Below are 25660 nucleotides of genomic sequence, written 5' to 3'. Positions count from 1 at the left end.
GCTGGCCTTACAGCGTCAATTGCTGGTTGCTGAGCGTTCACCGATTGCTCAAGTTTATTCGCCTCACGAGAAGTGAACGCCCCTTTGTTACAGAACAACTTCTTGCTGCCGGAGCCAACGAGCAATCCATGAGATATTTTAGATGTTTCATCTTGCTATGTTTGGTTGTCTGCGCATCGGCGATATGTGCCAGCGAGGAACAGGAAATTCCACTGCTTACGATCCCCTGGGCAGTCCAGTCGGTCCAGCACCAGTTGCCTGATGACTGACAACCCGCGCGCAGTACATGGCAGGCGAACATGCGACGTATATCCAGCTTAAGACCGGATTCGATGTGAGGATGCCAGCCATAGTTGCTCATACGTGATTCACCCTGATGTGGTTGCGCAGCCAGCCAGGGACGCAAGGAGGTTTCAACAGCCTGCTCGTGCTTTGTGGGGCCGTAGGGAGTGAATCTGTAATCTCTTCCTAATTGAAAAATCCGATATGGAATTTTGAAATGATCTTCCCATCGCGAATCAACGCATAATAGTACGGATCTCCAACATTATTGTATTGGCTCGCCCTTAAACAATTTATCAGACGTAGTTGATCTCCTGGTCGAATGCTCGACGTCATTTCGATCCACTCCGGATATTTTTCTGGATTTGGATTGCCAATCCTCTTCGCGTCTTCGATAACCTCGGACTGACTCAGTGGCACAGATACCCGACACTCCGGAAGACCTAGCTGATTGGCAATCGACTTTGGTTCCATTTCTACTGTTGCCGGCGCAGAAGCGCAGGCTGCAACTACGAAAGCAATGGCGATGGCCGTGACGAGCACACGAGCTCCGGATCGACTCTTAGAGGAGCAGTGTTTAATGGATAGCATCCGAAGCACGACGTCCCCCCGCCTTCAGTAGCGGTCCGATTTTGAGTCCGGGATTAATGTAACTGTTTCGCGTAAGCAGCGGGAGTCAGTCCGCCGAGTGCCTTCTTCGGTCGCTCTTCATTGTATTCCCGTCGCCAGTTTTCGATCTCGGTTCGGGCATGCAGCAGGCTGGGAAACCAATGTTCGTTGAGGCATTCATCGCGAAGCCTTCCGTTGAACGATTCGATGTATGCGTTCTGGTTTGGCTTGCCAGGCTCGATCAATCGCAGCTGCACACCGCGTTCGTGCGCCCATGCGACCATGGCCTTGCCGCAGAACTCTTTTCCGTTGTCGCTGCGAATGATTTTCGGCAGCCCCCGAGTGACGGCCAGGCGATCCATGACACGCGTTACGCCGATACCTGAGATCGCCCGCTCAATCTCGATGGCGACAGCTTCATGCGTGGCGTCATCGACGATCGTCAGGCATTTCAAGACGCGCCCTTCGGCGGTGCGATCGAAGACGAAATCGATGGACCAAACCTCGTTCGCGGCCGCGGGCCGGAGCAGTGGCTGCCTTTCGGCCGGAGGCACCTTTTTCCTTTTGCGCCGACGCACCGGCAGGTTCGCCTCCTGGTACAGGCGCTCAACTCGCTTGTAATTGACCATCTGTCCGGCCTGGCGGAGCTTGAGGTAGATCATGCCGACGCCGTAGCGTTTATGGCGATTAGCCAGCGCGCAGATCGTCTCGCGCAGCTCGACGTTGGGGTCGGGCCGCGGTTCGTATCGGTAAGCGCTTGCGCTCATGCCGGCGATCGCCAGCGACCGGCGTTCACTCAGTTCCTTGCCGATCAGATAACGCACCAGCTCGCGCCGGTCCGGTGCGCTCACCATTTTTTTCGCAGAGCTTCCCTGATGACCTCATTTTCCAGAAGCTGCTCGGCCAGCAGCCTCTTAAGGCGGCCGTTCTCCGACTCCAGGTCCTTCAGCCGCTTGGCCTCGGGCACGCTCATGCCGCCGAACTTGCTTCGCCACAGGTAGTACGAGGCCTCGCTGAAGCCGTGCTTGCGGCACAGATCCTTGATCGGCATGCCGGCCTCGGCTTCACGCAGGAAACCAATGATCTGCTCTTCGGAAAAACGCTTCTTCACGTCCAATCTCCTTCTCGTGGGGGATTGAACTCGAAACCGGGGTGCTACTCAAATCTGGGGGAACGTCGGTGATCTGACAGGGCGCGCAGGTTCCATGCGGTCATCAAGCTCTCCAAAAAAACGAACCAAAAACGGACCAAACGTAGGCCATTCCAAACCATTCCACACCCATCAACGAAAAAGCCCCCTAAGCAATTCAATTACTTAGAGGGCCATATTGGTGGAGGTGGCGGGAGTCGAACCCGCGTCCGAAGGCGTTTAATCCCCGGATCTACATGCTTAGCTCACCGTTGGATCTCGTTTGCCGACAGCACGGCGTGCTAAGCGCGCCGGCAAACCAGACTGCTAATTCTTGCCTAAGACCCACAGTCAGAAGTCTTCGGCGATCCCGTGATAGTGACCCTACACCGACAAGCACGAGCACAAGTGGGTTCGGGGCTTACGCCTTAAGCGGCGAGAGCGTAGTTGTCGTCGTTGGCAACTATAAGTTTGCTGCTGGATTAACGAGGAAAGCTGCCCCCTCGGCATGCACCAAGCAATCGCACTACCCCCGTCGAAGCCAGAACACCCCCGAGGAGAAAGCTAATGAAAGCCTACGACAGTATATGGGGTCGGTTGCGCGATAGCCAATGGAATGCGCGTAACCGACCTCGCTAGCCAAGCTTGTTGTGCGCGCGCATGACGCGCTGCTTGTCCCGGCTCCACTCGCGTTCTTTTTCGGAATCGCGTTTGTCGTGGTCCTGTTTGCCGCGGGCGAGGCCGATTTCGACCTTTACCTTGTTGTTCTTCCAGTACATCGCTGTGGGAACGAGGGTGTAGCCCTTGCGTTCGACGGCGCCGATCAGGCGGTCGATTTCCTCGCGATGCAGTAGCAGCTTGCGGGTGCGCCGGTCTTCCGCGATGACGTGGGTCGACGCGCTGATCAGCGGCGGGATGGATGCGCCGATGAGGAAGATTTCACCATGCTGAACAATGGCATAGCAGCCATCGCCGAAGTTGATTCGACCTGCCCGCAAGGCTTTCAGTTCCCAGCCCTGGAGGGCGATGCCGGCCTCGTAGCGCTGGTCGATGTGGTATTCGTGGCGTGCGCGTTTATTCAGCGCGATCGTGCCGCCGCCGTCCTTTTCGGTGTCCTTTGCTTTTGCTTTTGCCATGTCCGTTAAAATCGGGGAATCGAGTCGTTGATACAAGGCCGGTCAGTCCATCGGCCGGATGATGAAGCTTTGAAGCGCGCCAAGACGAGGTATTCGTGATTCAGATTCGCCGTAGCGCACTGGTGCCGTACACGCCGGCGCAGATGTTCGACCTGGTCAACGATGTGGAAGCATACCCAAAGCGCTTTGCCTGGTGTGACGCCGCCCATGTAATCGAGCGCGACGGCAACGTACTCGTCGCCCGCCTCGACCTGAAATTCGCGGGTTTGCGTCAGAGCTTTACGACACGCAATGTCGCCGAGCGTCCGGAGCGAATGACCATGAAATTCGTGGAAGGACCGTTCAAATCGCTGGACGGCGTGTTCGGCTTCCATCCGTTGGGAGCATCCGGTTGCAAGGTTTCGCTGGAGCTGGATTTCGAATACTCGGGCCTGGGCGGCTCGGTGCTGAAACTCGGATTCCAGGGACTGGCGAACCGGATGGTCGACGATTTCTGCGACGAGGCTCGCCGAACCTATGGTTGATCGTCTCGCCATCGAAGTGGCTTACGCCGGGCCGGAAGGGCAGGTGATCGTTCCCCTGAGCGTGCCTTCCGGTACGACCGTAGGGCAGGCCATCGACCTGGCCCGGGCGTCGGGACTTCCCCCAAGGCTGTCGGTGGACCCGGATCGTCTGGGGATTTTCTCCCGACGGGTCGATGTCACGCGTTTGCTGGAACAGGGAGACCGTGTCGAGATCTATCGTCCGTTGACGATAGATCCCATGGATGCGAGAAGGCGCCGCGCATCGCGCGGCGCCTGATCGTCACTTCTTGGTGTCGTCGTCCGTACTGCCCTTGACGCCCACGCCGAAGCCGCCGCTGTCCTTGTTGTCGTCCTTGGTCTTGGACTTGTCGCCCTGGGTTTCATCCACCGGGTAGTTGGCGTTGTACTTCTTGGCGTCCTTCAACTGCTGCGTCGCGTCGCCGGCGAAGAAATCGCCTTCGGTGCGGACCAGGGTGTCGTTATTGAAGGTCAGGGTAAGGGTGCGCTTGGTCGGTGCGCCGCCGCGGTGCGAGAAGGTCGAGACGTAGTCCCAGCGATTCTGGTCGAACGGCGAGCTGACCGAGGGCGATCCGAGCAGGACGAGCACCTGGCGCTTGGTCAGGCCAGGCTGGAGCTGATCGACGTTTTTCTTGTCGAGCAGGTTGCCCTGCTGCACGTCGGGGGTATAGACGAGGCCACAGCCCGCGATGGCAACTGCCATCATGGCCAAACCCAGCGTGCGGATGAACTTTTGCATGCGTAGTTACGTCCGGATCGTGAAGCTGTCGATGATACACTAAGCGCCTTACGGCACCGCGAGGGGGTCTTATGGATCAGGAAACGAAAGAGCTCCGCAAGGCGGGTCTGAAAGTCACCCACCCGCGCATGCGGATATTGCAGATCTTCGAAGAGGCCGACGAACGTCACCTCACCGCCGAAGATATCTACAAGCGTCTGCTTGCGAACCAGGAGGACATCGGGCTGGCCACGGTCTACCGCGTCCTGACCCAGTTCGAAGCCGCCGGCATCGTGATGAAGCACAACTTCGAAGGCGGGCAGGCCGTTTACGAACTGGACCGTGGCAAGCACCATGACCACATGATCGATGTGGACAGCGGAAAGGTCATCGAGTTCATAAGCGAGGAGATCGAACGTCTCCAGCATCAGATCGCCGAACGCCATGGATATGTGATCGAGGATCACAGTCTGGTGCTCTACGTGCGCCCGAAAAAGCGCAAATAAGCACGTCGCGGGGGCATTTCAGGGGGCGCTGCAAGAGCGCTCCCGAGCGCGATCCCTGCGAAGACGGGCACAGATAAGTACGAATGACGAGGTGGTGTCCGGGAAGGGGGGGGGGGGCGCCGCGATCGTTCGCGTCCGGCATTCGGGAGATCGGGCAGCCCTACCAAGCGCACAAATAAAAACGCCGCCGGTGGACTCCTGTCCACCGGCGGCTTATCCGGCTTTCCCAAGGCTCGGAGATCGCGAATTGCTCGCGGCATCTCCGGTACACCCAAGTACACCGGCGAGGCTGACATCCTGTCGCCTCATCAGGCCAGTCGTCCCCACGACCGACCTGGGCTCGCCGTCTCTCGACGGCGGCTCCCCCACATCGATAATGGGATCGTAACGAAGCGTTCATCGACCCGGTATCGGAAAATTTCCTATAGCTACCCGGAGACGCCCGGTAGTAGCTGTTCCGAGACGGGACCGCTTCGCAGCAGAACGCGTAGATGCAGGCCCCGGATTTCGGGGCGGATGCGGAAGATGCCGCCCAGTGCGGTGATACGGTCGCTCATGCCCTGAAGGCCGCGTCCGCCGCTGTCCAGGCGGACGGGCGCCGGAGCCGGGGGCAGTCCCGCACCGTTGTCGCGTATGTCCAGAAGCGCAAGAGTGACGGCTCCGCGTACGCCAATACGAAGCCGCAGACGGAACTCGCTGGCGCCGGAGTGCCGCACGGCATTGGTGGCGCTTTCCTGGACGACGCGATAGATAGCGGTCAGGGTGTCGTCATCCAGAAGCCTCGGGTCGCCACTCAGGTCCGTACGGTAGTGAATGCCGGCGGCGGCCAGCATGTCCCGAAGCGGGCCCTCGTCCAGCGCGCGCAGCAGGCCGAACTCGTCGAGGACGGAAGGACGAAGGCTGTCCAGCATCCGGTGCAGTGCCCGTCGCATATGGGCCAGGATGCCGTTGATCGAGGTGCCGATATCCTCCAGGCCGGCCTGGCCCAGCCGGCCTTGCGCCAGCTTGATATGGGTCTGGATGGCGGTGAGGTTTTGGCCCAGTTCGTCGTGCAGCTCGGCAGCCATGTGCCGGCGCTGGCTTTCTTCGGCCTGAAGATTGCCGCGGGCGGCGTCGCGCAGCTGACGCGCCAGTTGATCCAGTCGCTGGTTCGCAGAAGCCAGATGCACGTTCTGCTGGGCGACCCGTTCGCTGCTGCGGCGCAGGGCGTCGGTGGCAGCGCCAAGCATCAGCGTGCCCGTGCCCGCCACGGCCAGGAACAGATGCGCCGCGGCGGTCGGCGCGCCCCGGCCCACCATATCGTCGGTGACATTCAGGCCCACGCTGGTGATCAGCATCGCCAGGCCGGCGCCGCGCCAGCCGTGCCGGAACGCGAAGAACAGCACGGGGGCCAGCGACAGTACGCGGGCAAACTGGGGTTGGGGCGAATATTCGGAAAGCGTGACCAGGATCGCCAGCGACGGAAGCATGACCAGCAAACCGTCAAGAAGAAGTTCGGCAAGCGCCGCCTGTGTCGGGCGTTCGCGTGCGATCAGCACCAGCACCGGCACCACCAGCAGAACGCCGAGATAGTTGCCAAGCAGGTCGCTACCGAAGGTGCTGCCCAGCATCTCCACCGGCGCGGCGGGGTGGAGGGACGCCATCATGGCGGCGTTGCCCGCGGTAGCCACCGTGGCGGTGACCATCGCGGAGAGCAGGAGGCGCGCCACGTCCTCGGGGGTATTCAGGCTGGCGTGCAGGTGGGCGCGACGGAGCAGCCAGAGACAGATGGCCGCCATGACCGGCTCGGGGACATCGCCAAGCAGGAAGCCCATGCCGCCGATCGGCATCCCGCTGCGCCATTCGCAGACGGCGCTGCCGGCGATTTCCGCGCCAATGATCCAGCCCCAGTCGCGTGTGCGCATCAGCAGCAACGCGCCGAAGCGCAGGCCGAAGGGCAGGACCCAGTAAGGTTGCTCCGTGGGCCAGAGCAATATCCAGAGGGCGAAGTAGCCTAAGCCGAGCAGGGGTCCGGCGTAGCGATGGAGGACGGTTGGGCGCATGGCGGAATGTTACATGGCGTCCGTTCGTTTCGATTCGGTGTCATGTGCATCCCCAAGCGTACGGTTCGCCTGTTACAGTCCGTTCATGCTGAGAATCGTACTTGTGGACGACCACGCCATCGTGCGTGAAGGTTTCAAAAGGCTCATCGAACTGGAGCCCGATCTCGACGTCGTGGCCGAATGCCGCAACGCCGACGAAGCCGTGGAAGCCGTTACCCAACACAGGCCCGACCTCGTGGCCGTCGACCTGTCGCTGCCCGACGGTAGCGGTCTGCCGTTGATCGAACACCTGGCCAGCATTTCTCCGGACATGCGCATCGTCGTTCTCAGCATGCACGACGGCGAGCCCTACGTATCCGAAGCGCTGCGTCGTGGTGCGAGCGGTTACGTGACCAAGGGCGTGGCACCGGAAGAGCTGGTGGAAGCGCTGCGCTCGGTCATGACGGGCCAGCAATATCTGAGTTCGGATCTTCGCCAGCGTCGTTCGGAACGTCCAAGCATCGAGTTGGACCCGGTCAACCGGCTGACCGCCCGCGAGCGTGAAGTATTCCTGCTTCTCGCGGCTGGCCGCGCCCCGAAACAGGTGGCGGCCGAACTCGGTATCGGTCAGAAGACGATCTACATTCACCGTGCGGCCGTCATGAACAAGCTTGGCGCGGGATCGGAACTGGATCTTTACCGCATGGCCTCGGAGCGGGGACTTATCCGCTCCTGATCGGGCGAGGGAACTCACCGCAACAGCGATTCCCTTGTCGTCAGCCCTGCGCGCTGTCGAGCATCTTCTTCGCGTGGGCCCGTGTTTCGCGGGTGATTTCGACGCCGCCCAGCATGCGCGACAGTTCGTCGCGGCGACCGCCGGCATTCAATACTTCGATTTGCGTATGGGTCGAGTCGCCATCGCTTTGCTTCGAGACAAGCAGATGCGCATGACCCTGCGCGGCGACCTGCGGAAGATGCGTCACGCAAAGCACCTGGACGCTTTCGCCCAGTGCCCGGAGTTTCTGTCCGACTACTTCGGCGACCGCGCCACCGATGCCCGTATCCACTTCGTCGAAGATCATGCAGCCGATCTGATCGTTGCCCAGCGTCGCCACTTCGATGGCAAGGCTGATGCGAGCAAGTTCGCCGCCGGAGGCGACTTTGCGCAGCGGACGCGGCGGCTGGCCGGGGTTGGCGCTGACCAGCAGCTCGCAACGTTCGCGGCCCTGCGGATCGGGATCGTCGCCTTCGGTCGCCTCCAATTGAACCACCAGACGGCCTCCCGTCATGCCCAGCTCGCCCATCAGGCCCGCGACGGCCGTACCGAGCAGGGTTGCCGCATCGAGGCGCGACTTGCTTAGATCGCCCGCGGCGGCGACATAGTCGCTCAGCAGCTTGTCGCGTTCGCGACCCAGCCGGTCCAGCGCGTCGCCCGCGCCTTCGAGTTCGGTCAGGCGCGCGCGTACGTCGTCGGCCTTGGTCGTCAGTTCGCCGATCGGTAGCCGGTAGCGGCGGGAGAGGTCATGCAGATGAGTGAGGTGGGTGTCGACCTCGGCCAGGCGTTCGGGGTCGAGTTCGACGTCCTGTGCGTAGCGGCCGAGACCATCGACGGCTTCACCCACCTGGATTTGCGCGCTGTCGAGCAATTCCAGTATCGGTGCGAGCGTGGCATCCAGTTCGGCCAGCCGGGACAGCTCGGCGTGCGCACGGAGCAGGGCGCGGCCGATGGCGAATTCACTTTCGCCGTCCAGCCATTCGACGACGCCGTTGGCACCTTCGGCCAGCCGTCCGGCATTGGCCAGGCGCCGGTGCTGGGCCTCCAGATCGTCCAGGGCACCGGGAGCCAGCGCCCAGCGGTCCAGTTCTTCCAGTTCGTGAGCCAGTAGTTCGATCTGGCGCTCGCGGTCATCGCCGCCAGACAGCGTACGAATGCGTGCGCCGACGTCGCGCCAGGCGCGCGCCGTATCGCGGACCCGGGCCACGCGTTCTTCGTTTTCCGCATAGGCGTCGAGCAACGCCATCTGGTGCTGGCGCGAAAGCAGGGCCTGGTGCTCGTGCTGTCCGTGGATTTCCAGGATCAGCGAGGCCAGTGTCGACATTTGCGCGAGGCTGGCGGGGCGTCCGTTGATCCACCCGCGCGAACTGCCCTCGGCGCGAATGACGCGACGCAGTTGGCAGGTCTCGCCGTCGTCGAGTTCTTCCTGGCGCAGCCAGTCGGCGGCCAGAGGCAAACCGGTGAGATCGAATTCGGCCGCGAGTTCGGCCCGGTCGCTGCCCGAGCGCACCATGCCCGAATCGGCGCGGGCGCCGGCCAGGAGCATGAGGGCATCGACCAGCAACGACTTGCCGGCACCGGTTTCGCCGCTGACCACGGTGAGACCGGGGCCAAATGCGATTTCGGCTTCTTCGACGACGGCGAACTGACGGACGTACAGCGAGGTGAGCATGGGCACCGGGAGCGCGACGGGACGCCGGCGATTGTAGCGGCTGCGAGTCGCAGGAATCGCGACAGCGTGCGTCGGACTTGCAACCTGCGTTGCCAGACCTTATTCATAGCGTCATAACTGGACATTCCACCGGCCGCCTCGCGCATGAATCCGTTCCAAGGTCACGACATCGATGCTCGCGCGCGACGGCTGCTGCGGTCGCTGATCGCCCAGTATCTGTCCGACGGCGAGCCGGTCGGGTCGCGGACGCTGGCCCGGTCGTCGGGGCTGGAAGTCAGTCCTGCCACCATTCGCAACATCATGGCCGACCTGGAAGAGGCCGGGCTGGTGGCTTCGCCGCACACGTCGGCGGGCCGGATCCCCACGCCACGCGGGCTACGCCTGTTCGTCGACAGCCTTCTGGAACTGAAACCGCTGGCGCGCGAGGACATGGCTTTCCTCCAGCGCGAACTGCCGCCGCACCAGACCAGTACGCGCGATCTCCTGGGCAATGCGTCCAACCTGCTGTCGGCGATGACGCGCTTCGCGGGCGTCGTTTCCGTCCCGCGCCAGGCCGACTTTCCGCTGCGGCACATCGACTTCGTCGGACTGCCCGACGCACGCGTCCTTGTGATCCTCGTCTTTTCGGACAACCAGGTGCAAAACCGGGTGGTCCAGCTGACCAAGCCGATCGAAGCGGGCGAACTCGAGCAGACCGCCAACTATCTCAACAGCCAGTTCACCGGGTTCCGCCTGGCGGACATCCGCGCCCACCTGCTTATCGAACTGCGCGAGGCGGGCAGCCAGCTCAACAGCCTGCTGGCCAGCACGGTCGAGCTGGCCTCTGCTTCGTTCGCGTCCGATGGCGAGGGCGACGATGTCCTCGTCAGCGGCCAGACGAATCTGATGGGTTATTCCGAACTCGCCGATATCGAGCGGCTTCGCGATCTATTCGACGCTTTCCAGCAAAAGCGCGACATGCTTCAGCTGATGGAAATGTGCGTCAAGGCACCGGGTGTCCGACTTTTCATCGGTGAAGAATCGGGTTTCTCCGCCCTCGACGGGTGCAGTGTGGTGACAGCCACTTACGGCGCAGGCGGCCGCATGCTTGGCGCGATCGGAGTTATTGGACCGACGCGTATGGCATATGAGCGCGTCATTCCGGTGGTCCAGGCGACAGCCGGACTGCTCAGCGACGCCTTGAATCGCGCGGCTGCGACCTCATAAACCGCCCCGGGAGGCGGATTTTTCCGCAAACATCGGCCCATCCTGAAGGATCGGGTCTAAGTAGCTGACGTTTGGAGTCCACATGCAGAACAACGAATCCCACGCGCCCGAGCCGGTGCAGGAAGGTACCTTGCCAGGCGACGAGCTAGCCGCCGAGTTCGATGCCCTTACCGGAAAGCTCGCCGCGGCGGAAGCCGAACTCGGGCAGATGCGCGAAACGGTGCTGCGCGAACGTGCCGAGCTGGAAAACCAGCGCCGCCGTTTGCAGCGGGACCTGGACCAGGCGCGTCGATTCGCCAACGAAAAGTTGTTGAGCGAGCTATTGCCGGTGTACGACGCCCTGTATAGCGGGCTGGCGGTGGAAAACAGCGATCTGGATAAAATGCGCCATGGCATCGAACTGACGCTGCAGGCATTGAACAAGGTCGCCGATGGCCATGGTCTGAAGATCGTGAGCCCGTTGCACCAGGCGTTCAATCCGGAGCATCACCAGGCGATCCAGGCGATCGATTCGAATGAGCACGCTCCCGGCACCGTGGTCAGCGTTCTGCAGAAGGGTTTCGTCCTGAATGACCGTTTGCTGCGTCCGGCGCTGGTCGTCGTAGCGAAAGACGCCGACTGAACGAATACCCGGCGCGCGTTCGTCACGCAGCGCCGCGGCGTCTGAAAAGTATTGAAACATTGGGGCCTAGCCCCACCTAGAAACCAGTCGCGGCCGCGGGGGCCGCATAAAATTTTTGGAGCAACGTGACATGGCCAAGATCATCGGCATCGACCTCGGTACGACCAACTCCTGCGTCGCAGTGATGGAAGGTTCGACCGCACGCGTCATCGAAAACTCGGAAGGCGATCGCACCACGCCGTCCATCATCGCCTTTACGAAGGACGGTGAAGTCCTGGTCGGCGCGCCGGCCAAGCGCCAGGGCGTGACCAATCCAAAGAACACCTTCTACGCGGTGAAGCGCCTCATCGGTCGCAAGTTCACCGACGCCGAAGTGCAGAAAGATATCAAGATCGTTCCCTACAAGATCGTTGCACACGACAACGGCGACGCGTGGGTGGAAACGTCCGACGGTAAAAAGATGCCGCCTTCGGAAATCTCCGCGAAGGTCCTGATGAAGATGAAGAAGACCGCCGAGGACTATCTTGGCGAGCCCGTCACCGAGGCGGTCATCACGGTGCCGGCCTACTTCAACGACAGCCAGCGCCAGGCGACCAAGGACGCGGGCCGGATCGCGGGCCTCGACGTCAAGCGCATCATCAACGAGCCGACCGCGGCCGCGCTGGCCTATGGCATCGACAAAAAAGACAACAAAGACCGCAAGATCGCGGTTTACGATCTGGGCGGCGGCACGTTCGACGTGTCGATCATCGAGATCGCGGAAGTCGACGGCGAGAAGCAGTTCGAAGTGCTTGCCACCAATGGCGACACCTTCCTGGGCGGCGAAGATTTCGACGTAAAGGTCATCGACTATCTCGTCGAGGAATTCAAGAAGGAGCAGGGCATCGACCTGCGCCAGGATCCGCTGGCACTGCAGCGTCTGAAGGACGCCGCCGAGCGCGCGAAGATCGAACTGTCCTCGTCGCACCAGACCGACGTCAACCTGCCGTACGTCACGGCGGACGCGTCGGGCCCGAAGCATCTGAATATCAAGCTGACCCGCGCCAAGCTGGAATCGCTGGTGGAAGACCTCGTCAAGCGCACTGTCGAACCGTGCCGCACCGCGTTGAACGACGCCGGCCTGCGTGTGTCGGACATCGACGAAGTGCTGCTGGTCGGCGGTCAGACCCGCATGCCCAAGGTGCAGGAAGCGGTGAAGGACTTCTTCGGCAAAGAGCCGCGCAAGGACGTCAATCCGGATGAGGCCGTCGCTGTCGGCGCCGCGATCCAGGGCGGCGTGCTGGGCGGTACGGTCAAGGACGTGCTGCTGCTCGACGTGACTCCGCTATCGCTGGGTATCGAGACGATGGGTGGTGTGTTCACCAAGCTGATCGAGAAGAACACGACGGTTCCGACCAAGGCATCGCAGACCTTCTCCACGGCCGACGACAACCAGACCGCGGTGACCGTGCACGTGCTGCAGGGTGAGCGCGACCGAGCCAAGTTCAACAAGTCGCTGGCCAAGTTCGACCTCACCGGCATCGACGCCGCGCCGCGTGGCATGCCGCAGGTCGAAGTCACCTTCGACATCGACGCCAACGGCATCATCCACGTGTCGGCCAAGGACAAAAAGACCGGCAAGGAGCAGAAGGTCGAGATCAAGTCCGGTTCGGGCCTTACCGAGGACGAGATCAAGCGGATGGTCGAGGACGCGGAAGCGAATCGCGAAGAAGACAAGAAGTTCCAGGAACTGGTCTCGGTGCGCAACAAGGCCGACCAACTCGTCCACGGTACGCGCAGCCAGCTCAAGGAGCACGGCGGCAAGATCCCGGCCGAGCAGCTCGCCAGCATCGATAGCGCCGTCTCGGACCTCGAGAAGGTGAAGGACACCGACGACAAGTCGGCCATCGAGGCGAAGATTGCCAACCTCGAGCAGGTCGCCCAGGCGCTTTACGCCGCGGCGCAGTCCGGCGGTGCGGAAGCCGACACCGGGCACCAGTCGGCACCGGGTGGCGGTTCGGCCCAGCCCGACGACGTGGTCGATGCCGAGTTCACGGAAGTCAAGGACGACAAGAAATAAATCCGTGAAGCATGAATGCTGAGCAATAAGTAGAATCCGCGCGGGCCCCCGTGGGCCCGCGTGGTTTTTTGGAGGCAGGGAATGTCGCGTTGCGACCGGTTGATAAGCAAATGAGCAAGCGCGATTACTACGAAATCCTTGGGGTCGAACGTTCGGTCACCGAGGTCGAGCTCAAGAAGTCGTTTCGTCGCATTGCGATGAAGTGTCACCCTGACCGCTGCCCGGACGATCCGGGAGCGCAGGAAAAATTCAAGGAAGCCAAAGAGGCCTACGAAATTCTTGCCGATGCGCAGAAGCGCGCGGCATACGACCAGTACGGCCACGCCGCGTTCGAAGGCGGTGGCTTCGGTCGTGGCGGTGGCGCCGGGTTCGGCGACGTCGGCGATATCTTCGGCGATATGTTTGGCGACATCTTCGGCGGTGGCGGCGGCCGGCAGCGCGCGCGTCGCGGTTCCGATCTTCGCTACATCATGGATCTCGATCTCGAAGAAGCCGTGTTCGGCGTCGAGAAGAAGATCGACGTGCCCACCCAGGTCAACTGCCAGCACTGCAACGGCACCGGATCGGAAGACGGAAAAGTGCGTACGTGCAGCACGTGCCACGGTCACGGCCGCGTGCGCATGCAGAACGGTATCTTCTCCATCCAGCAGGCATGCCCCACGTGCCACGGCAGCGGCCAGGCTATCGAGAAGCCCTGCAAGAAGTGCCATGGCGAAGGCCGGCTCGAAGAGTCGCGCACGTTGTCGGTACGCATTCCCGCAGGCGTCGACAATGGCGACCGCATCCGTCTGACGGGGCAGGGCGAGGCCGGTCCGGCGGGTTCGCCGGCAGGCGATCTCTACGTGGAAGTGCGCGTGCGCGAACACGCCATCTTCCAGCGCGACGGCAGCGATCTTTACTGTGAAGTGCCGATCCGTTTCGCGCAGGCCGCACTGGGTACCGATCTGAACGTGCCGACGCTGGAAGGCGACATCGCGATCGATGTGCCACCCGAAACCCAGACCGGGCATCAATTCCGTCTGCGCGGACGCGGCGTGAAATCGGTGCGGGGCGGCCGTACGGGCGATCTCATCTGCACCGTCGTGGTCGAGACGCCAGTACGCCTGACGAAGGAGCAGCGCGAACTGCTGCAACAGCTGGAAGCCACGTTCGATGGTGCCGATGCGGGCAAGCACACGCCACGCTCGACGACCTTCATCGATGGCGTCAAGCAGTTCTGGTCGCGCGTTACGGGTTGATCGCCAACGCCGTCGCTCTCCTGCACAAAAGAGCGATGGCGCGGCACTCTTGCTAGCATGCGTGTTTGATCCCGGAGTTCCCTGCATGACCCGTGCCCTACGTCTCGCCATCAGCGGCGCCTCCGGGCGCATGGGGACGGCATTGCTGTCCCTCGTGCGCGGCGATGCGCGGTTCGAACTGGTGCATGCCACGGTCACGCCGGATTCCGTTCATGCCGGCAAGCCCGTTTTCCTCGACGCGGTTCATCAGTTGCGTTTCGTCTCCGGCTGGGCCTCGGCACCGGCCATCGACGTCGTCATCGATTTCAGCGGTCCGGCGGGTCTCGCTGCCGCGCTCGATCATTGTGAAGCCCACGGTATCGCGCTGGTCACAGGCACCACTGGCCTCGACGGCGAACTGGATCAGCGGCTGACCAAGGCAGCCGAGCGCATCGCTGTGCTGCGTGCCGCCAATTTCAGTCTTGGCGTTGCCGTTCTTACCCGTCTGCTGAAAGAAGCCGCGTCGGCGCTCAGGAGCTGGGATCTCGATATCGTCGAAGCGCATCACGGACGCAAGGAAGATGCGCCCTCGGGCACCGCGCTGGCGCTCGGCGAAGCCGCGGCCGCGGCACGCGGCGCGACGCTGGACGAACTGGCCGTCTACGCACGCGAAGGCCGTCCCGGCGCGCGTGAAGCCGGCACGATCGGCTTCGCCGTCGTCCGTGGTGGCGATATCGTCGGCGAACACACAGCGATGCTCATGGGGCAGGGCGAGCGCGTGGAACTGTCGCATCGCGCGACGGACCGCTCGATCTTCGCCCGCGGTGCGCTGGAATCGGCGGCCTGGATCGCCGGCCGCGCCCCGGGCGCATGGTCGATAGACGATGTGATCGCCTCGAAAATCTAGCCGTCTCCCGCTCGCTTTTTTTGTAGGAGCCCGCTCGCGGGCGAAAGCCAACGGAGCGGCGATGCTGTGTGCAACATCCGCAGCCCACAGATCGGGCTCGCGGATATGAGCATCCGTCTTCCTCGCCCTGTTGGCTTTCGCACCGTCATTGATCTTTTGCTTGGCACAAGCCCGCAAACGAGCTCCTACAGGGAGGGGGAGGGGCGGAGGATCGCGCCCCGTGCTAACATCCGCCCCGATGTCATTGGGGAGTAGCCATCCTCGTTCCCCCTGAGGAGTTCGCGTCAACAGACTTGGCGGCCTTGTGCCCCATGGTGCGAACGGTAATCGTCACTTCGGTGACGGTCCGCCCGGCGAGACCTTTGGCCATCGACATGCTCACCCGAGCCGGGCGAGCGGTGTCGTTGCGCCATCGGTATACGCTCGCCCGGCTCAGACAAACGCATGCTTCTGACATGTTTCCTCTTTCTCGTTTCCGCGGGCGCGATTTATTTCGCCTGCGAGTACTTCGTCAATGGCGTCGAATGGTTCGGGCGCAAGCTCAGCCTTGGCGCCACCGCGACGGGTACCGTCCTGGCCGCCTTCGGGACGGCACTGCCTGAAAGCGCGGTGACCTTCGTCGCCGTGATGTTCGGCAAGACGCCGGAAGCGAAAGACATCGGTGTCGGTGCGGCATTGGGCGGCCCGCTGGTCCTGGCAACCATCGCCTATGCGGTGGTCGGCTTTGCACTGTTTCTGAATCAGCGACGGCTGAAGCGCGCCGACGATCGCATCCGCGTCGACCACAAGCGTCTCGCGCGCGATCAGTCCTGGTTCCTCGGCATCTTCGTCGTGAAGGTGGGTCTGGGTCTGGTGGCGTTCGCATGGAAACCCTGGCTCGGCGTGTTGTTCATCGCCTCGTACGGTCTTTACGTGTGGCGGGAGATGCGCGACGACGACAGTGCGCCGGAAGGCGAAGAAGACCTGGAACCCCTGAAATTCCGCCCCGGCGTGCCGGATCCCAGCATGGCGTGGGTGGCGACGCAGACCCTGCTCGCGTTGGTCGTGATCGCCATCGCCTCGCGAACCTTCGTGGGGCAACTGGAGGCTATCGGCGAGGCGTTCGCGCTGTCGCCGCATCTGGTAGCGCTGGTACTCAGCCCGGTCGCCACCGAGCTTCCGGAAACCGTCAACGCGTTGATCTGGGTACGTCAGGGCAAGGAACGGCTGGCGCTTGCCAATATTTCGGGCGCGATGATGATCCAGGCGACGATCCCGAGTTCGCTCGCCCTGTTCGCCACGCCATGGCTATTCGACGCACCGCTGATCGTTGCCGGTGCGATCACCGGCGTCGCGGTCGTCTTCCTCTGGATCATGTTCCGTCGCGGTGACGTAAGCGCGCGCTGGCTGATGCCGATCGGTTTGCTATACGGCGTGTTCGCCGCCTACGTGGCCTGGCATTTCACGAGCTAGCAAGATACCGCACGCCCTGTGGGAGCCCGCTTGCGGGCGAAAGCCAACGGAGCGAAGCAGACGGATGCTCACATTCGCGAGCCCGATCTGCGGGTTGCGGATGTCACGCACCGCATTTCCGCTCCGTTGGCTTTCGCACCGCCATTAGATCTTTTGCTTGGCACTAACCCGCAAGAGGGCTCCTACAGGGTCGTACTGCGCTTAATCCTTATGCGAAGCGCTCCGGTCCCGGCCCGCACCCAGCCGGCGATCCCACTTGCCGAAGATCTTCTTGAAAACCCGCGAGAACTTGCCGCGTTTGGTCTTGCGCAGCTTTTCCTCTTCGCTGGTGAGCCACGCGACCTGGATGACGCGTCGCTCGCCTTCGTAAGGCAGGTGCCCGTGGAAGGAGTTTTCGGTGCGGCGGAAGACGGCGAATTCGCCGAACAGCGGTTTCAGCTCGGGCGCGACGATGTCGTCGATGTTGTCGATGCCGCGCAGGAAGCGCAGGCAGCCGTCGCTGGTATCGGGCCACTGCTGGTTCAGATAGATCAGCGCCGTGGCCACCTTCGACTTGCTGTCGGTGTGGATGGTGCCGTGACGCCGGTTCAGCAGTTTGCAAAGGGTGATCAGGGTCGGATACTGGCCCAGGTTTTCGATGCCCAGGTGCCGGCCGATGGCCGCGGCGAAGGCCGGGGAGCTCATCTGCTCGACCAGCTCGTTCACCGAGGGGCCGCAGTCGCTGGCATCGTAGGGAAAGAAGCCGGCACTGGTGTACTGCGGGAAATCGCGCTCCAGGTCACTGCGCGCGTCGTCGGGTAACTGGCCGTGCGCGATCATGAACGGAAACGGCTCGCTGCGGACGTCGGTGTCGGAGCGGTCCAGGCGGGCGGGATCGAGCAGCATGGGATCGGTATCTTCGGGATATGTCGTTGCGTTCATTGTATCCGTGTTACAGCGTATCGTCCGTGGCACCGCTCACTGTAATAATGGTTGCTGCAACGCAACGGTAACGGTGGACAGAAAGGCCCGCTACACCTATCATTCTGTCCCGCCCACGATCCTTATCCCCAAGGTCCACGAGCCGCTTAACGCTGGCTTGCGGACCTTGCTGCACCTGAAGGCGGCCTTTCTCATGCGTACTCCCGCTCTGCTTGCCCTCGAAGATGGCAGCGTGTTCCACGGCCACGCGGTCGGTGCCCGCGGTGAAACCGTCGGCGAAGTGGTTTTCAACACTTCCATGACCGGTTACCAGGAGATCCTCACGGACCCCTCCTACTCGCGCCAGATCGTTACCCTTACCTATCCGCACATCGGCAACACCGGGACGAACCCGGTCGACGTCGAGTCCGACCGCGTCCATGCGGCGGGCCTGATCGTGCGCGACGTGCCGCGCCTGGCCAGTAACTGGCGCAGCGTCGAGCCGCTACCCGCGTATCTCGAGCGTCAGGGCATCGTCGCCATTGCCGGTATCGACACCCGTCGTCTTACCCGCATCCTTCGCGAGAAGGGCGCGTTGGCCGGCTGCATCGTCGCCGGCGAGAGCATCGATGCCGAGGCCGCGCTGGCGAAGGCTCGCGCCTTCCCGGGCCTGAATGGCATGGACCTCGCGAAAGTCGTCAGCACCACGAAGACCTTCCAGTGGTCCGAAGGTGTGTACGACCTCGACAAGACGGCCTTCTACAACGCGCCCAAGCGCTTTCGCGTGGTGGCCTACGACTTCGGCGTGAAGCAGAACATCCTGCGCCTGCTCGCCAGCCGTGGCTGCGACATCACGGTCGTGCCCGCCCAGACGCCCGCGAAGGACGTCCTCGCCATGAATCCGGACGGCGTGTTCCTCGCCAACGGCCCGGGCGATCCGGCCGCATGCGACTACGCCATCGACGCCACGCGCGACATCCTGGAAACCAGGTTGCCGCTCTTCGGCATCTGCCTCGGTCACCAGATCATGGCGCTGGCGCTTGGCGCGACGACGCTGAAGATGAAATTCGGCCATCACGGCGCGAATCATCCGGTGAAGGATCACGATAGCGGCCGCGTGCTGATCAGCTCGCAGAACCATGGCTTCGCGGTCGACGCGTCGACCCTGCCGACGAATGTGCGCATCACGCACACCTCGTTGTTCGACGGTTCCCTGCAGGGCTTCGCGCTTACCGACCGGCCGGCCTTCTGCTTCCAGGGCCATCCGGAAGCGAGCCCGGGTCCGCAGGACCTCGATTACCTGTTCGACCAGTTCATTGCCTCGATGGAGCAGCACGGCAAGACGAAGGCGTCCTGACGCCGCCTTGCCGCCCGGGTGGCCTCACGGCCACCCGCTGACCCCAACGCCTGCGAAAGCGAGAAACCCATGCCAAAGCGCTCAGATCTAAAAACCATCCTCGTCATCGGCGCCGGTCCGATCGTCATCGGTCAGGCCTGCGAGTTCGATTACTCCGGCGCCCAGGCTTGCAAGGCGCTGCGCGAAGAGGGTTACCGCGTCGTCCTGGTCAATTCGAACCCGGCGACGATCATGACCGACCCGGACACCGCCGACGCGGTGTACATCGAGCCGATCAACTGGCAGACCGTCGAGCGCATCATCGCGAAGGAGCGCCCGGATGCGGTGCTCCCGACGATGGGCGGCCAGACCGGTCTCAACTGCGCACTCGATCTGGCCGACAACGGCGTGCTCGAGAAGTACAACGTCGAACTGATCGGCGCGTCGCGCGATGCCATCCGCATGGCCGAGGACCGCGACCTGTTCCGCAAGGCCATGGCCGAGATAGGCCTGGACTGTCCGAAGGCAGGCGTGGCGCGCTCGATGGAGCAGGCGCTCGAAATCCAGACGACCGTCGGCTATCCGACGATCATCCGTCCCAGCTTCACGCTCGGCGGCTCGGGCGGCGGCATCGCTTACAACAAGGAAGAATTCGTCGAGATCATCGGTCGCGGTCTCGAGCTCTCGCCCGTGCACGAAGTCCTCGTCGAGGAATCGGTGCTGGGCTGGAAGGAATTCGAGATGGAAGTGGTTCGCGACAGCGCGGACAACTGCATCATCGTGTGCTCGATCGAGAACTTCGATCCGATGGGCGTGCACACCGGCGACTCGATCACGGTCGCGCCGGCACAGACGCTTACGGACAAGGAATACCAGCGCCTGCGTAACGCATCCATCGCGGTGCTGCGCAAGATCGGCGTCGACACCGGCGGTTCCAACGTCCAGTTCGGTATCAATGCCGAAGACGGCCGCGTCGTGGTCATCGAGATGAATCCACGCGTGTCGCGCTCGTCGGCGCTGGCCTCGAAGGCCACGGGCTTTCCGATCGCCAAGGTGGCTGCGAAGCTCGCCGTCGGTTACACGCTGGACGAACTGAAGAATGACATTACGGGCGGTCTTACCCCTGCGTCGTTCGAGCCTTCCATCGACTACGTCGTCACCAAGATTCCGCGCTTCGCGTTCGAGAAGTTCCCGGCTGCCGATGCGCGCCTTACCACGCAGATGAAGTCGGTCGGCGAAGTGATGGCCATGGGCCGCACTTTCCACGAATCGCTGCAGAAGGCGCTTCGCGGTCTGGAAATCGGCAAGAACGGCCTCAACCCGACCGGCCTCGATATCGGTAGCGAAGAAGGATTCCAGACGCTCAAGCGCGAACTGCGCGAGCCGCGCCCGGACCGCGTATTCCATGTCGCCGATGCATTCCGTGCAGGCCTGAGCCTGCAGGAAGTCCACGACCTCACGCGCATCGACCCCTGGTTCCTTGCCGCGTTCGAAGACATCGTGATGACCGAGGGCGAAGTCCAGCGCCAGGGCATGGCATCGCTCGACGAGCCGCGCATGCGCGAACTCAAGCGCATGGGCTTCTCCGATGCGCGCCTTGCCGAACTGGCCAGCACCGACGAAGCCGCTGTCCGTCGTCTTCGTCACACGCTCGGCGTGCGTCCCGTCTATAAGCGCGTCGACTCGTGCGCCGCCGAGTTCGCCACCACCACCGCGTACATGTTTTCCACGTACGAGGAAGAGTGCGAAGCCAACCCGACCAACCGCGACAAGATCATCGTGCTTGGCGGCGGTCCGAACCGCATCGGCCAGGGTATCGAGTTCGACTACTGCTGCGTGCACGCGGCGCTCGCCCTGCGCGAGGACGGGTTCGAGACCATCATGGTCAACTGCAACCCGGAAACCGTGTCGACCGATTACGACACCTCCGATCGCCTGTACTTCGAGCCGCTGACGCTGGAAGACGTGCTCGAGATCGTCGACCTCGAGAAGCCGAAGGGCGTCATCGTGCAGTACGGCGGCCAGACGCCGCTGAAGCTTGCGCGTGCGCTCGAAGCCGCCGGCGTGCCGGTCATCGGCACCAGTGCCGACTCGATCGACCTGGCCGAAGATCGCGAACGCTTCCAGCAGCTGATCGAACGCGTGAAGCTGAAGCAGCCGCCGAACCGTACGGCGCGCAATGCCGACGAAGCGCTGACCCTGGCGCGCGAGATCGGTTACCCGCTGGTCGTGCGTCCGAGCTACGTGCTCGGTGGCCGCGCGATGGAAATCGTCTACGACGATGCCGACCTGTCGCGTTACATCCGCGAAGCCGTGCAGGTGTCGAACGATTCCCCGGTGCTGCTCGACCGCTTCCTCGACCATGCGGTCGAAGTCGACGTCGACATCGTCGCCGATGCGGAGGGCAACGTGCTTGTCGGCGGCATCATGGAACATATCGAAGAAGCCGGCGTGCACTCGGGCGATTCGTCCTGCTCGCTGCCGCCGTACTCGCTGTCGCAGGAAGTGCAGGACGAGATGCGCCGCCAGGTCACGTTGCTGGCCCGCGAGCTCAAGGTCATCGGCCTGATGAACACCCAGTTCGCCATTCAGGGCGACGATGTGTTCATCCTCGAAGTGAATCCGCGCGCTTCGCGTACGGTGCCGTTCGTGTGCAAGGCCACGGGTGTCTCGCTCGCCAAGGTCGCCGCGCGTGCCATGGCCGGTCGCACGCTTGCCGACCAGGGCGCGACGAAGGAAGTCATTCCGTCGTACTACTCGGTGAAGGAAGCGATCTTCCCGTTCCTGAAGTTCCAGAACGTCGATCCGATCCTCGGTCCCGAAATGCGCTCAACCGGCGAAGTGATGGGTGTCGGCCGCACGTTCGGTGCCGCGTTCGCTCGCGGTCACGAGGCAGCCGGTATCAAGGCGCCGCCGAAAGGCAAGGTCTTCCTGTCGGTGCGCGACGCGGACAAGGATCGCCTGCTGCCGATCGCCCAGGATGTCGCCAAGCGCGGTTACGCGCTGGTCGCGACCGAAGGCACGGCCGCGTTCCTGAAGCAGAACGGCGTTGCCTGCGAACGCATCAACAAAGTGCTGGAAGGCCGTCCGCACATCGTCGATCTGATCAAGAACGGCGATGTCGTCTATATCGTCAACACGACGGAAGGCAAGCAGGCGATTTCCGATTCGTTCTCCATCCGTCGCGAAGCGCTCCAGCAGCGCGTGACGTATTCCACGACCGTTGCCGGTGCGCGTGCCCTCGTGCATTCGCTGGACTTCCACGCCAATGGCGAAGTCAACAGCCTGCAGGAACTGCACAAGGAGCTTCACTCGTGAGCCGTCCTCCCATGACCAAGAAGGGTTCCGAGCGCCTGCGCACGGAGCTTGAATTCCTGAAGGGCCCGAAGCGTCAGGAGATCATCGCCGCTGTCGCGGAGGCGCGTGCGCACGGTGACCTGAAGGAAAACGCCGAGTACCACGCGGCTCGCGAGATGCACGGTTTCAACGAAGGACGCATCAGCGAACTGGAAGCCGGCCTGTCCAATTCCGAAGTGATCGACACCGAGCGTCTCGGTGCCGGCAAGCGTGTCGTATTCGGTGCGATCGTCGATCTCGAAGACGAAGACTCGGGCGACAAGGTCACCTACCAGATCGTTGGCGACCTCGAAGCCGACATCAAGCAGCGACTGATTGCCGTGTCGTCGCCGATCGCTCGCGCCCTCATCGGCAAGAACGAAGGCGACAGCTTCGAATTCACCGCGCCCAACGGCGTAAAGAATTACGAAATCACGGGTGTTCGTTACACCTGATCCGGTGTTTCGGCGATATTAAAGAGGCCGCGCAAGCGGCCTTTTTTTGTTCTTCACGTACTTCGGGGAGGGCTCGGCTTCGCCATCGCGGTAGTGCTGGGACGCCGCGGGGAGAGCCGTCGGCCACCCCCCTCGACGCTCCGGCTTCACCGTCGCTCGGGAAGGGAGAGCCGCTGTGCGGCTTGTGTCTGATGGCTGCGCCCCGCCGCGCTCGGTTGCGCAAGTCGCGTCGAGGGGGGGGCGACGGCTCTTCCGACTGTTGCGGTCACGTGGAGGAAAGCAGCGCGTCGACGCATGGATAACCGCATCGCTTACCCCCGATAGCGTATGGTGGGCGGCGCGCTGGCGTTGAAGAGTGTCTTCGACGAAGTGGCGGACGGACAATCACAATGCGGCTATCGGCACCATTCGACGATGCGGTTATCGATAGCCTCATCGACAGCCGCTGGTGCACGATCGAGGGATTCCTCGACCAGGCGACGACGCGATCGCTGGCGGCAAGCTGCAGGGGATTCGCCGATGCCGATGGGCTGCAGCTCGCCGGCGTCGCCAGGGAGTCGCGGCACGGACCGAGCCGGGGCGACCATACGCGATGGTTGCGGGATACCGGTCTTTCGACCGGAGAGCGTGCCTATCTACGGAGACTGAATGCGCTGAGGCGTTTTCTTTCGCGGGGCCTCATGGTCCGGATGGCCGATGTCGAAGCTCACTACGCCTTGTACAAGCCCGGGGCAGGGTATTCGCGTCACCTCGACTGTCCGGGCGACGACTTTTCCAGAATCGTCTCGACGGTTTTCTATCTCAACGAGAACTGGCTGGATGCCGATGGCGGCGCACTCCGGCTCTATTTCGACGGCGAGGCACCTCGCGACATCATGCCTGTCGCGGGCACGCTCGTCCTTTTCCTTTCGCGCTACATCGAGCACGAGGTCATGACCGCCACGGTGCCGCGCATGAGTATCGCCTCGTGGATGCGCCACGGGTCGACGCCGAAGCTTCGTAGTTAAGGGTGCGGCGGCTTGTAGCGCCCCTCATTCGACCATCGTCGGGTGGTATGTCTGGCAAACCCACTTAAGATGCGCTAACAACGGCATTCTCATGGGTGGGGGTAAGCATGTCGGTCGTCACTGAGGGCGCCAACGCGGCGCCGGGTTTGCTCGCGCGCGAACGCACTATTGCGGGTCCGAAGTTCAATCGCTGGCTGGTGCCGCCCGCGGCGCTGGCCATCCATCTGTCCATCGGTATGGCCTACGGGTTCTCCGTCTTCTGGTTGCCGATGACGAAGCTGGTGCCCGGAGCCGATGCGGCTGTCTGCGCCAGTCAGGGGTTCATCGACCAGCTGACCACGACGAGCTGCAACTGGACGGTACCGTCGGTCAATCATATCTTCGAAACCTTCATCGCCATGCTCGGACTAGCGGCTGCGATCTGGGGCGGCTGGCTCGAGCACGCCGGTCCGCGCAAGGCGGGTTTCATCGCCGCGTTGTGCTGGGGCGGCGGCCTGGTGCTGGGTGGTATCGGTGTCGCTATCCACCAGTTGTGGCTCGTGTATCTGGGTTGCGGCTTATTGGGCGGCGTAGGGCAGGGGCTGGGTTACATCACGCCGGTATCCTCGCTGATCAAATGGTTTCCCGACCGGCGTGGCCTTGCCACGGGTTTCGCGATCATGGGGTACGGCGGCGGTGCGATGATCGGCGCGCCCATTGCCGTGAAACTCATGGACGTCTTCAAGGTAAACGACGTGCCCGGCGTGGCCACCACGCTGATGTGCATGGGCGCGATTTACTTCGTCGCCATGTCGCTGGGCGCATTCGGATTCCGCGTTCCGCCCGTCGGCTGGAAACCCGCCGGCTGGGCGCCCGCACCGGCGGCCGCGAAGTCCAGTCTCATCTCCGCTCATCACGTGCATCTGAATCGTGCATGGAAAACGCCGCAGTTCTGGCTGTTGTGGGGCGTGTTGTGCATGAACGTCACGGCCGGCATTGGCGTGATCTCCATGGCCAGTCCGATGTTGCAGGACGTATTCGGCGGGCGGCTCGTTGGCGTCACCGACACATCCGCGCTCACCGTGGCGCAGAAAGCCGCGATCGCGGCGGCTGCGGCGGGTCTGGTCGGTCTCATCAGTCTTTTCAACAGCGCGGGTCGTCTGGCCTGGGCATCCGCGTCGGATTATCTGGGTCGCAAGACGACGTACTTCATTTTCTTCGCGCTGGGCGTCGTGCTCTATTGCCTGCTGCCGACTCTTGGGCATCTGGGTATGGCGGCGCTGTTCGTTGCCACCGTCTGCATCATTCTGTCGATGTATGGCGGCGGTTTCGCGACGGTCCCGGCGTATCTGGCGGATATCTTCGGTACGCAAATGGTCGGCGCCATCCATGGTCGCCTGTTGACGGCCTGGTCGGTGGCGGGTGTCGTGGGGCCGGTATTGATCGCAGGTGTGCGCGAGGCGCAACTGGGTGCGGGTGTGGCGAAGAATCTCGTCTACGACCGGACGCTTTATATCCTGGCCGGGCTGCTGCTGGTCGGCTTCATCTGCAATCTGCTGGTTCGCCCGGTCGATCCGAAGAACCACATGACGGACGACGAGCTGCGCCATGAGCGTTCGCTGCAACATGAAGCGCTGGCGACCGAGAGCAGTGTGGCGGATGCGGCGCGTGGATCATTCGGCGGCATCGGCGTACTCGCATGGCTGGCCGTAGGCATCCCGTTCCTGATTGGCGTGTGGATCGCACTGAGCAAGGCGGCGGCGTTGTTCTAGCCGCGGCATTGTTCTGTTCTCT

General features: G+C 62.7%; 22 protein-coding genes, 1 other RNA gene and 1 riboswitch. Of the genes, 15 read left to right on the top strand and 8 right to left on the bottom strand.

The features are described from left to right. Nucleotides 1-468: 468 nt before the first annotated feature. From AC3IR3_RS12505 to smpB, 4 genes are all read right to left on the bottom strand, one after another. Nucleotides 469-825, bottom strand: coding sequence for a hypothetical protein (locus tag AC3IR3_RS12505; RefSeq protein WP_489192524.1), 357 nt, complete (start codon nt 823-825; stop codon nt 469-471). A gap of 101 nt (nt 826-926) precedes the next feature. Beyond that, nucleotides 927-2002, bottom strand: a protein-coding gene (locus AC3IR3_RS12500; RefSeq protein ID WP_489192523.1) for an IS3 family transposase whose coding sequence is annotated in 2 segments (ribosomal slippage) — nt 927-1744 and nt 1744-2002 — 1077 coding nt in all. Because the reading frame shifts where the segments join, the coding sequence is not laid out codon by codon here. Nucleotides 2003-2220: 218 nt separating this feature from the next. Continuing rightward, nucleotides 2221-2574: a transfer-messenger RNA gene (gene ssrA, locus AC3IR3_RS12495) on the bottom strand. A gap of 81 nt (nt 2575-2655) precedes the next feature. Then, nucleotides 2656-3156: an SsrA-binding protein SmpB gene (smpB, locus tag AC3IR3_RS12490; RefSeq protein WP_132147625.1), complete on the bottom strand. Its 501-nt coding sequence runs from the start codon at nt 3154-3156 to the stop codon at nt 2656-2658. A gap of 95 nt (nt 3157-3251) precedes the next feature. Between smpB and AC3IR3_RS12485 the strand changes: the two genes are divergently transcribed. Further along, nucleotides 3252-3680 (top strand): type II toxin-antitoxin system RatA family toxin, encoded by a 429-nt coding sequence (locus tag AC3IR3_RS12485; protein WP_132147622.1) that lies wholly within the window; start codon nt 3252-3254, stop codon nt 3678-3680. Then, the gene (locus tag AC3IR3_RS12480; protein ID WP_489192520.1) at nt 3673-3957 is read left to right on the top strand and encodes an RnfH family protein; all 285 of its coding nucleotides are present in this window, start codon (nt 3673-3675) and stop codon (nt 3955-3957) included. Before AC3IR3_RS12485 ends, AC3IR3_RS12480 begins: the two co-directional genes overlap by 8 nt. A gap of 3 nt (nt 3958-3960) precedes the next feature. Here AC3IR3_RS12480 and AC3IR3_RS12475 read toward each other — a convergent pair whose 3' ends face one another. Then, the gene (locus AC3IR3_RS12475; protein WP_489192519.1) at nt 3961-4437 is read right to left on the bottom strand and encodes an outer membrane protein assembly factor BamE; all 477 of its coding nucleotides are present in this window, start codon (nt 4435-4437) and stop codon (nt 3961-3963) included. Between the two features lie 71 nt (nt 4438-4508). On the opposite strand from AC3IR3_RS12475, the gene fur reads away from it, so the two are divergent. Further along, on the top strand, nt 4509-4922 hold the full coding sequence (gene fur / locus AC3IR3_RS12470) for a ferric iron uptake transcriptional regulator (protein ID WP_132147613.1): 414 nt from the start codon (nt 4509-4511) through the stop codon (nt 4920-4922). 428 nt (nt 4923-5350) lie between these two features. On the opposite strand, the gene AC3IR3_RS12465 is transcribed toward fur, so the two are convergent. Continuing rightward, entirely contained in the window at nt 5351-6964 is a 1614-nt protein-coding gene (locus AC3IR3_RS12465) for an MASE1 domain-containing sensor histidine kinase (protein ID WP_489192517.1), read from the bottom strand. An 85-nt stretch (nt 6965-7049) separates the two neighbouring features. Here AC3IR3_RS12465 and AC3IR3_RS12460 point away from each other — a divergent pair, with 85 nt between their 5' ends. After that, the gene (locus tag AC3IR3_RS12460; RefSeq protein ID WP_132147607.1) at nt 7050-7679 is read left to right on the top strand and encodes a response regulator transcription factor; all 630 of its coding nucleotides are present in this window, start codon (nt 7050-7052) and stop codon (nt 7677-7679) included. Between the two features lie 40 nt (nt 7680-7719). Here the strand turns inward: AC3IR3_RS12460 and recN are convergent, their stop codons facing one another. Then, nucleotides 7720-9390, bottom strand: coding sequence for a DNA repair protein RecN (gene recN / locus AC3IR3_RS12455; RefSeq protein ID WP_489192514.1), 1671 nt, complete (start codon nt 9388-9390; stop codon nt 7720-7722). A 144-nt stretch (nt 9391-9534) separates the two neighbouring features. Between recN and hrcA the strand changes: the two genes are divergently transcribed. From hrcA to AC3IR3_RS12425, 6 genes are all read left to right on the top strand, one after another. Beyond that, the gene (gene hrcA, locus AC3IR3_RS12450; protein WP_489192513.1) at nt 9535-10596 is read left to right on the top strand and encodes a heat-inducible transcriptional repressor HrcA; all 1062 of its coding nucleotides are present in this window, start codon (nt 9535-9537) and stop codon (nt 10594-10596) included. Between the two features lie 82 nt (nt 10597-10678). Next, nucleotides 10679-11218: a nucleotide exchange factor GrpE gene (gene grpE / locus AC3IR3_RS12445; RefSeq protein WP_132147598.1), complete on the top strand. Its 540-nt coding sequence runs from the start codon at nt 10679-10681 to the stop codon at nt 11216-11218. A gap of 130 nt (nt 11219-11348) precedes the next feature. Beyond that, a complete protein-coding gene (gene dnaK, locus AC3IR3_RS12440; protein WP_489192511.1) occupies nt 11349-13277 on the top strand; it encodes a molecular chaperone DnaK in 1929 nt (642 codons plus the stop codon). Between the two features lie 110 nt (nt 13278-13387). After that, nucleotides 13388-14515, top strand: coding sequence for a molecular chaperone DnaJ (gene dnaJ / locus AC3IR3_RS12435; RefSeq protein WP_489192509.1), 1128 nt, complete (start codon nt 13388-13390; stop codon nt 14513-14515). 85 nt (nt 14516-14600) lie between these two features. Beyond that, entirely contained in the window at nt 14601-15401 is an 801-nt protein-coding gene (gene dapB, locus AC3IR3_RS12430; RefSeq protein WP_489192507.1) for a 4-hydroxy-tetrahydrodipicolinate reductase, read from the top strand. 234 nt (nt 15402-15635) lie between these two features. Then, nucleotides 15636-15737: riboswitch (yybP-ykoY riboswitch) on the top strand. Nucleotides 15738-15845: 108 nt separating this feature from the next. Then, nucleotides 15846-16853, top strand: coding sequence for a sodium:calcium antiporter (locus AC3IR3_RS12425; RefSeq protein ID WP_489192505.1), 1008 nt, complete (start codon nt 15846-15848; stop codon nt 16851-16853). A 201-nt stretch (nt 16854-17054) separates the two neighbouring features. Here AC3IR3_RS12425 and AC3IR3_RS12420 read toward each other — a convergent pair whose 3' ends face one another. Next, on the bottom strand, nt 17055-17774 hold the full coding sequence (locus AC3IR3_RS12420; protein ID WP_489192503.1) for a 2OG-Fe(II) oxygenase family protein: 720 nt from the start codon (nt 17772-17774) through the stop codon (nt 17055-17057). Nucleotides 17775-17967: 193 nt separating this feature from the next. Here AC3IR3_RS12420 and carA point away from each other — a divergent pair, with 193 nt between their 5' ends. The 5 genes from carA to AC3IR3_RS12395 all read left to right on the top strand — a co-directional run bounded on the left by carA (nt 17968) and on the right by AC3IR3_RS12395 (nt 25638). Further along, nucleotides 17968-19110, top strand: a complete 1143-nt coding sequence (gene carA / locus AC3IR3_RS12415; RefSeq protein WP_489192501.1) for a glutamine-hydrolyzing carbamoyl-phosphate synthase small subunit — start codon at nt 17968-17970, stop codon at nt 19108-19110. Between the two features lie 69 nt (nt 19111-19179). Further along, a complete protein-coding gene (carB, locus tag AC3IR3_RS12410) occupies nt 19180-22407 on the top strand; it encodes a carbamoyl-phosphate synthase large subunit (RefSeq protein WP_489192499.1) in 3228 nt (1075 codons plus the stop codon). After that, nucleotides 22404-22880, top strand: a complete 477-nt coding sequence (greA, locus tag AC3IR3_RS12405; RefSeq protein WP_132147577.1) for a transcription elongation factor GreA — start codon at nt 22404-22406, stop codon at nt 22878-22880. The genes carB and greA overlap by 4 nt, the downstream gene beginning before the upstream one ends. 389 nt (nt 22881-23269) lie before the next feature. Beyond that, entirely contained in the window at nt 23270-23887 is a 618-nt protein-coding gene (locus AC3IR3_RS12400) for a 2OG-Fe(II) oxygenase (RefSeq protein WP_489192498.1), read from the top strand. Between the two features lie 107 nt (nt 23888-23994). Further along, complete coding sequence (locus AC3IR3_RS12395) at nt 23995-25638, top strand: OFA family MFS transporter (RefSeq protein ID WP_489192497.1); 1644 nt, start codon at nt 23995-23997, stop codon at nt 25636-25638. Nucleotides 25639-25660 lie beyond the last annotated feature (22 nt).

This window comes from Luteibacter sp. GL_149 (assembly GCF_057834065.1).
The sequence above is the reverse complement of the archived record's forward strand: the minus strand, read 5'-3'. Positions and strand labels throughout refer to the sequence as shown.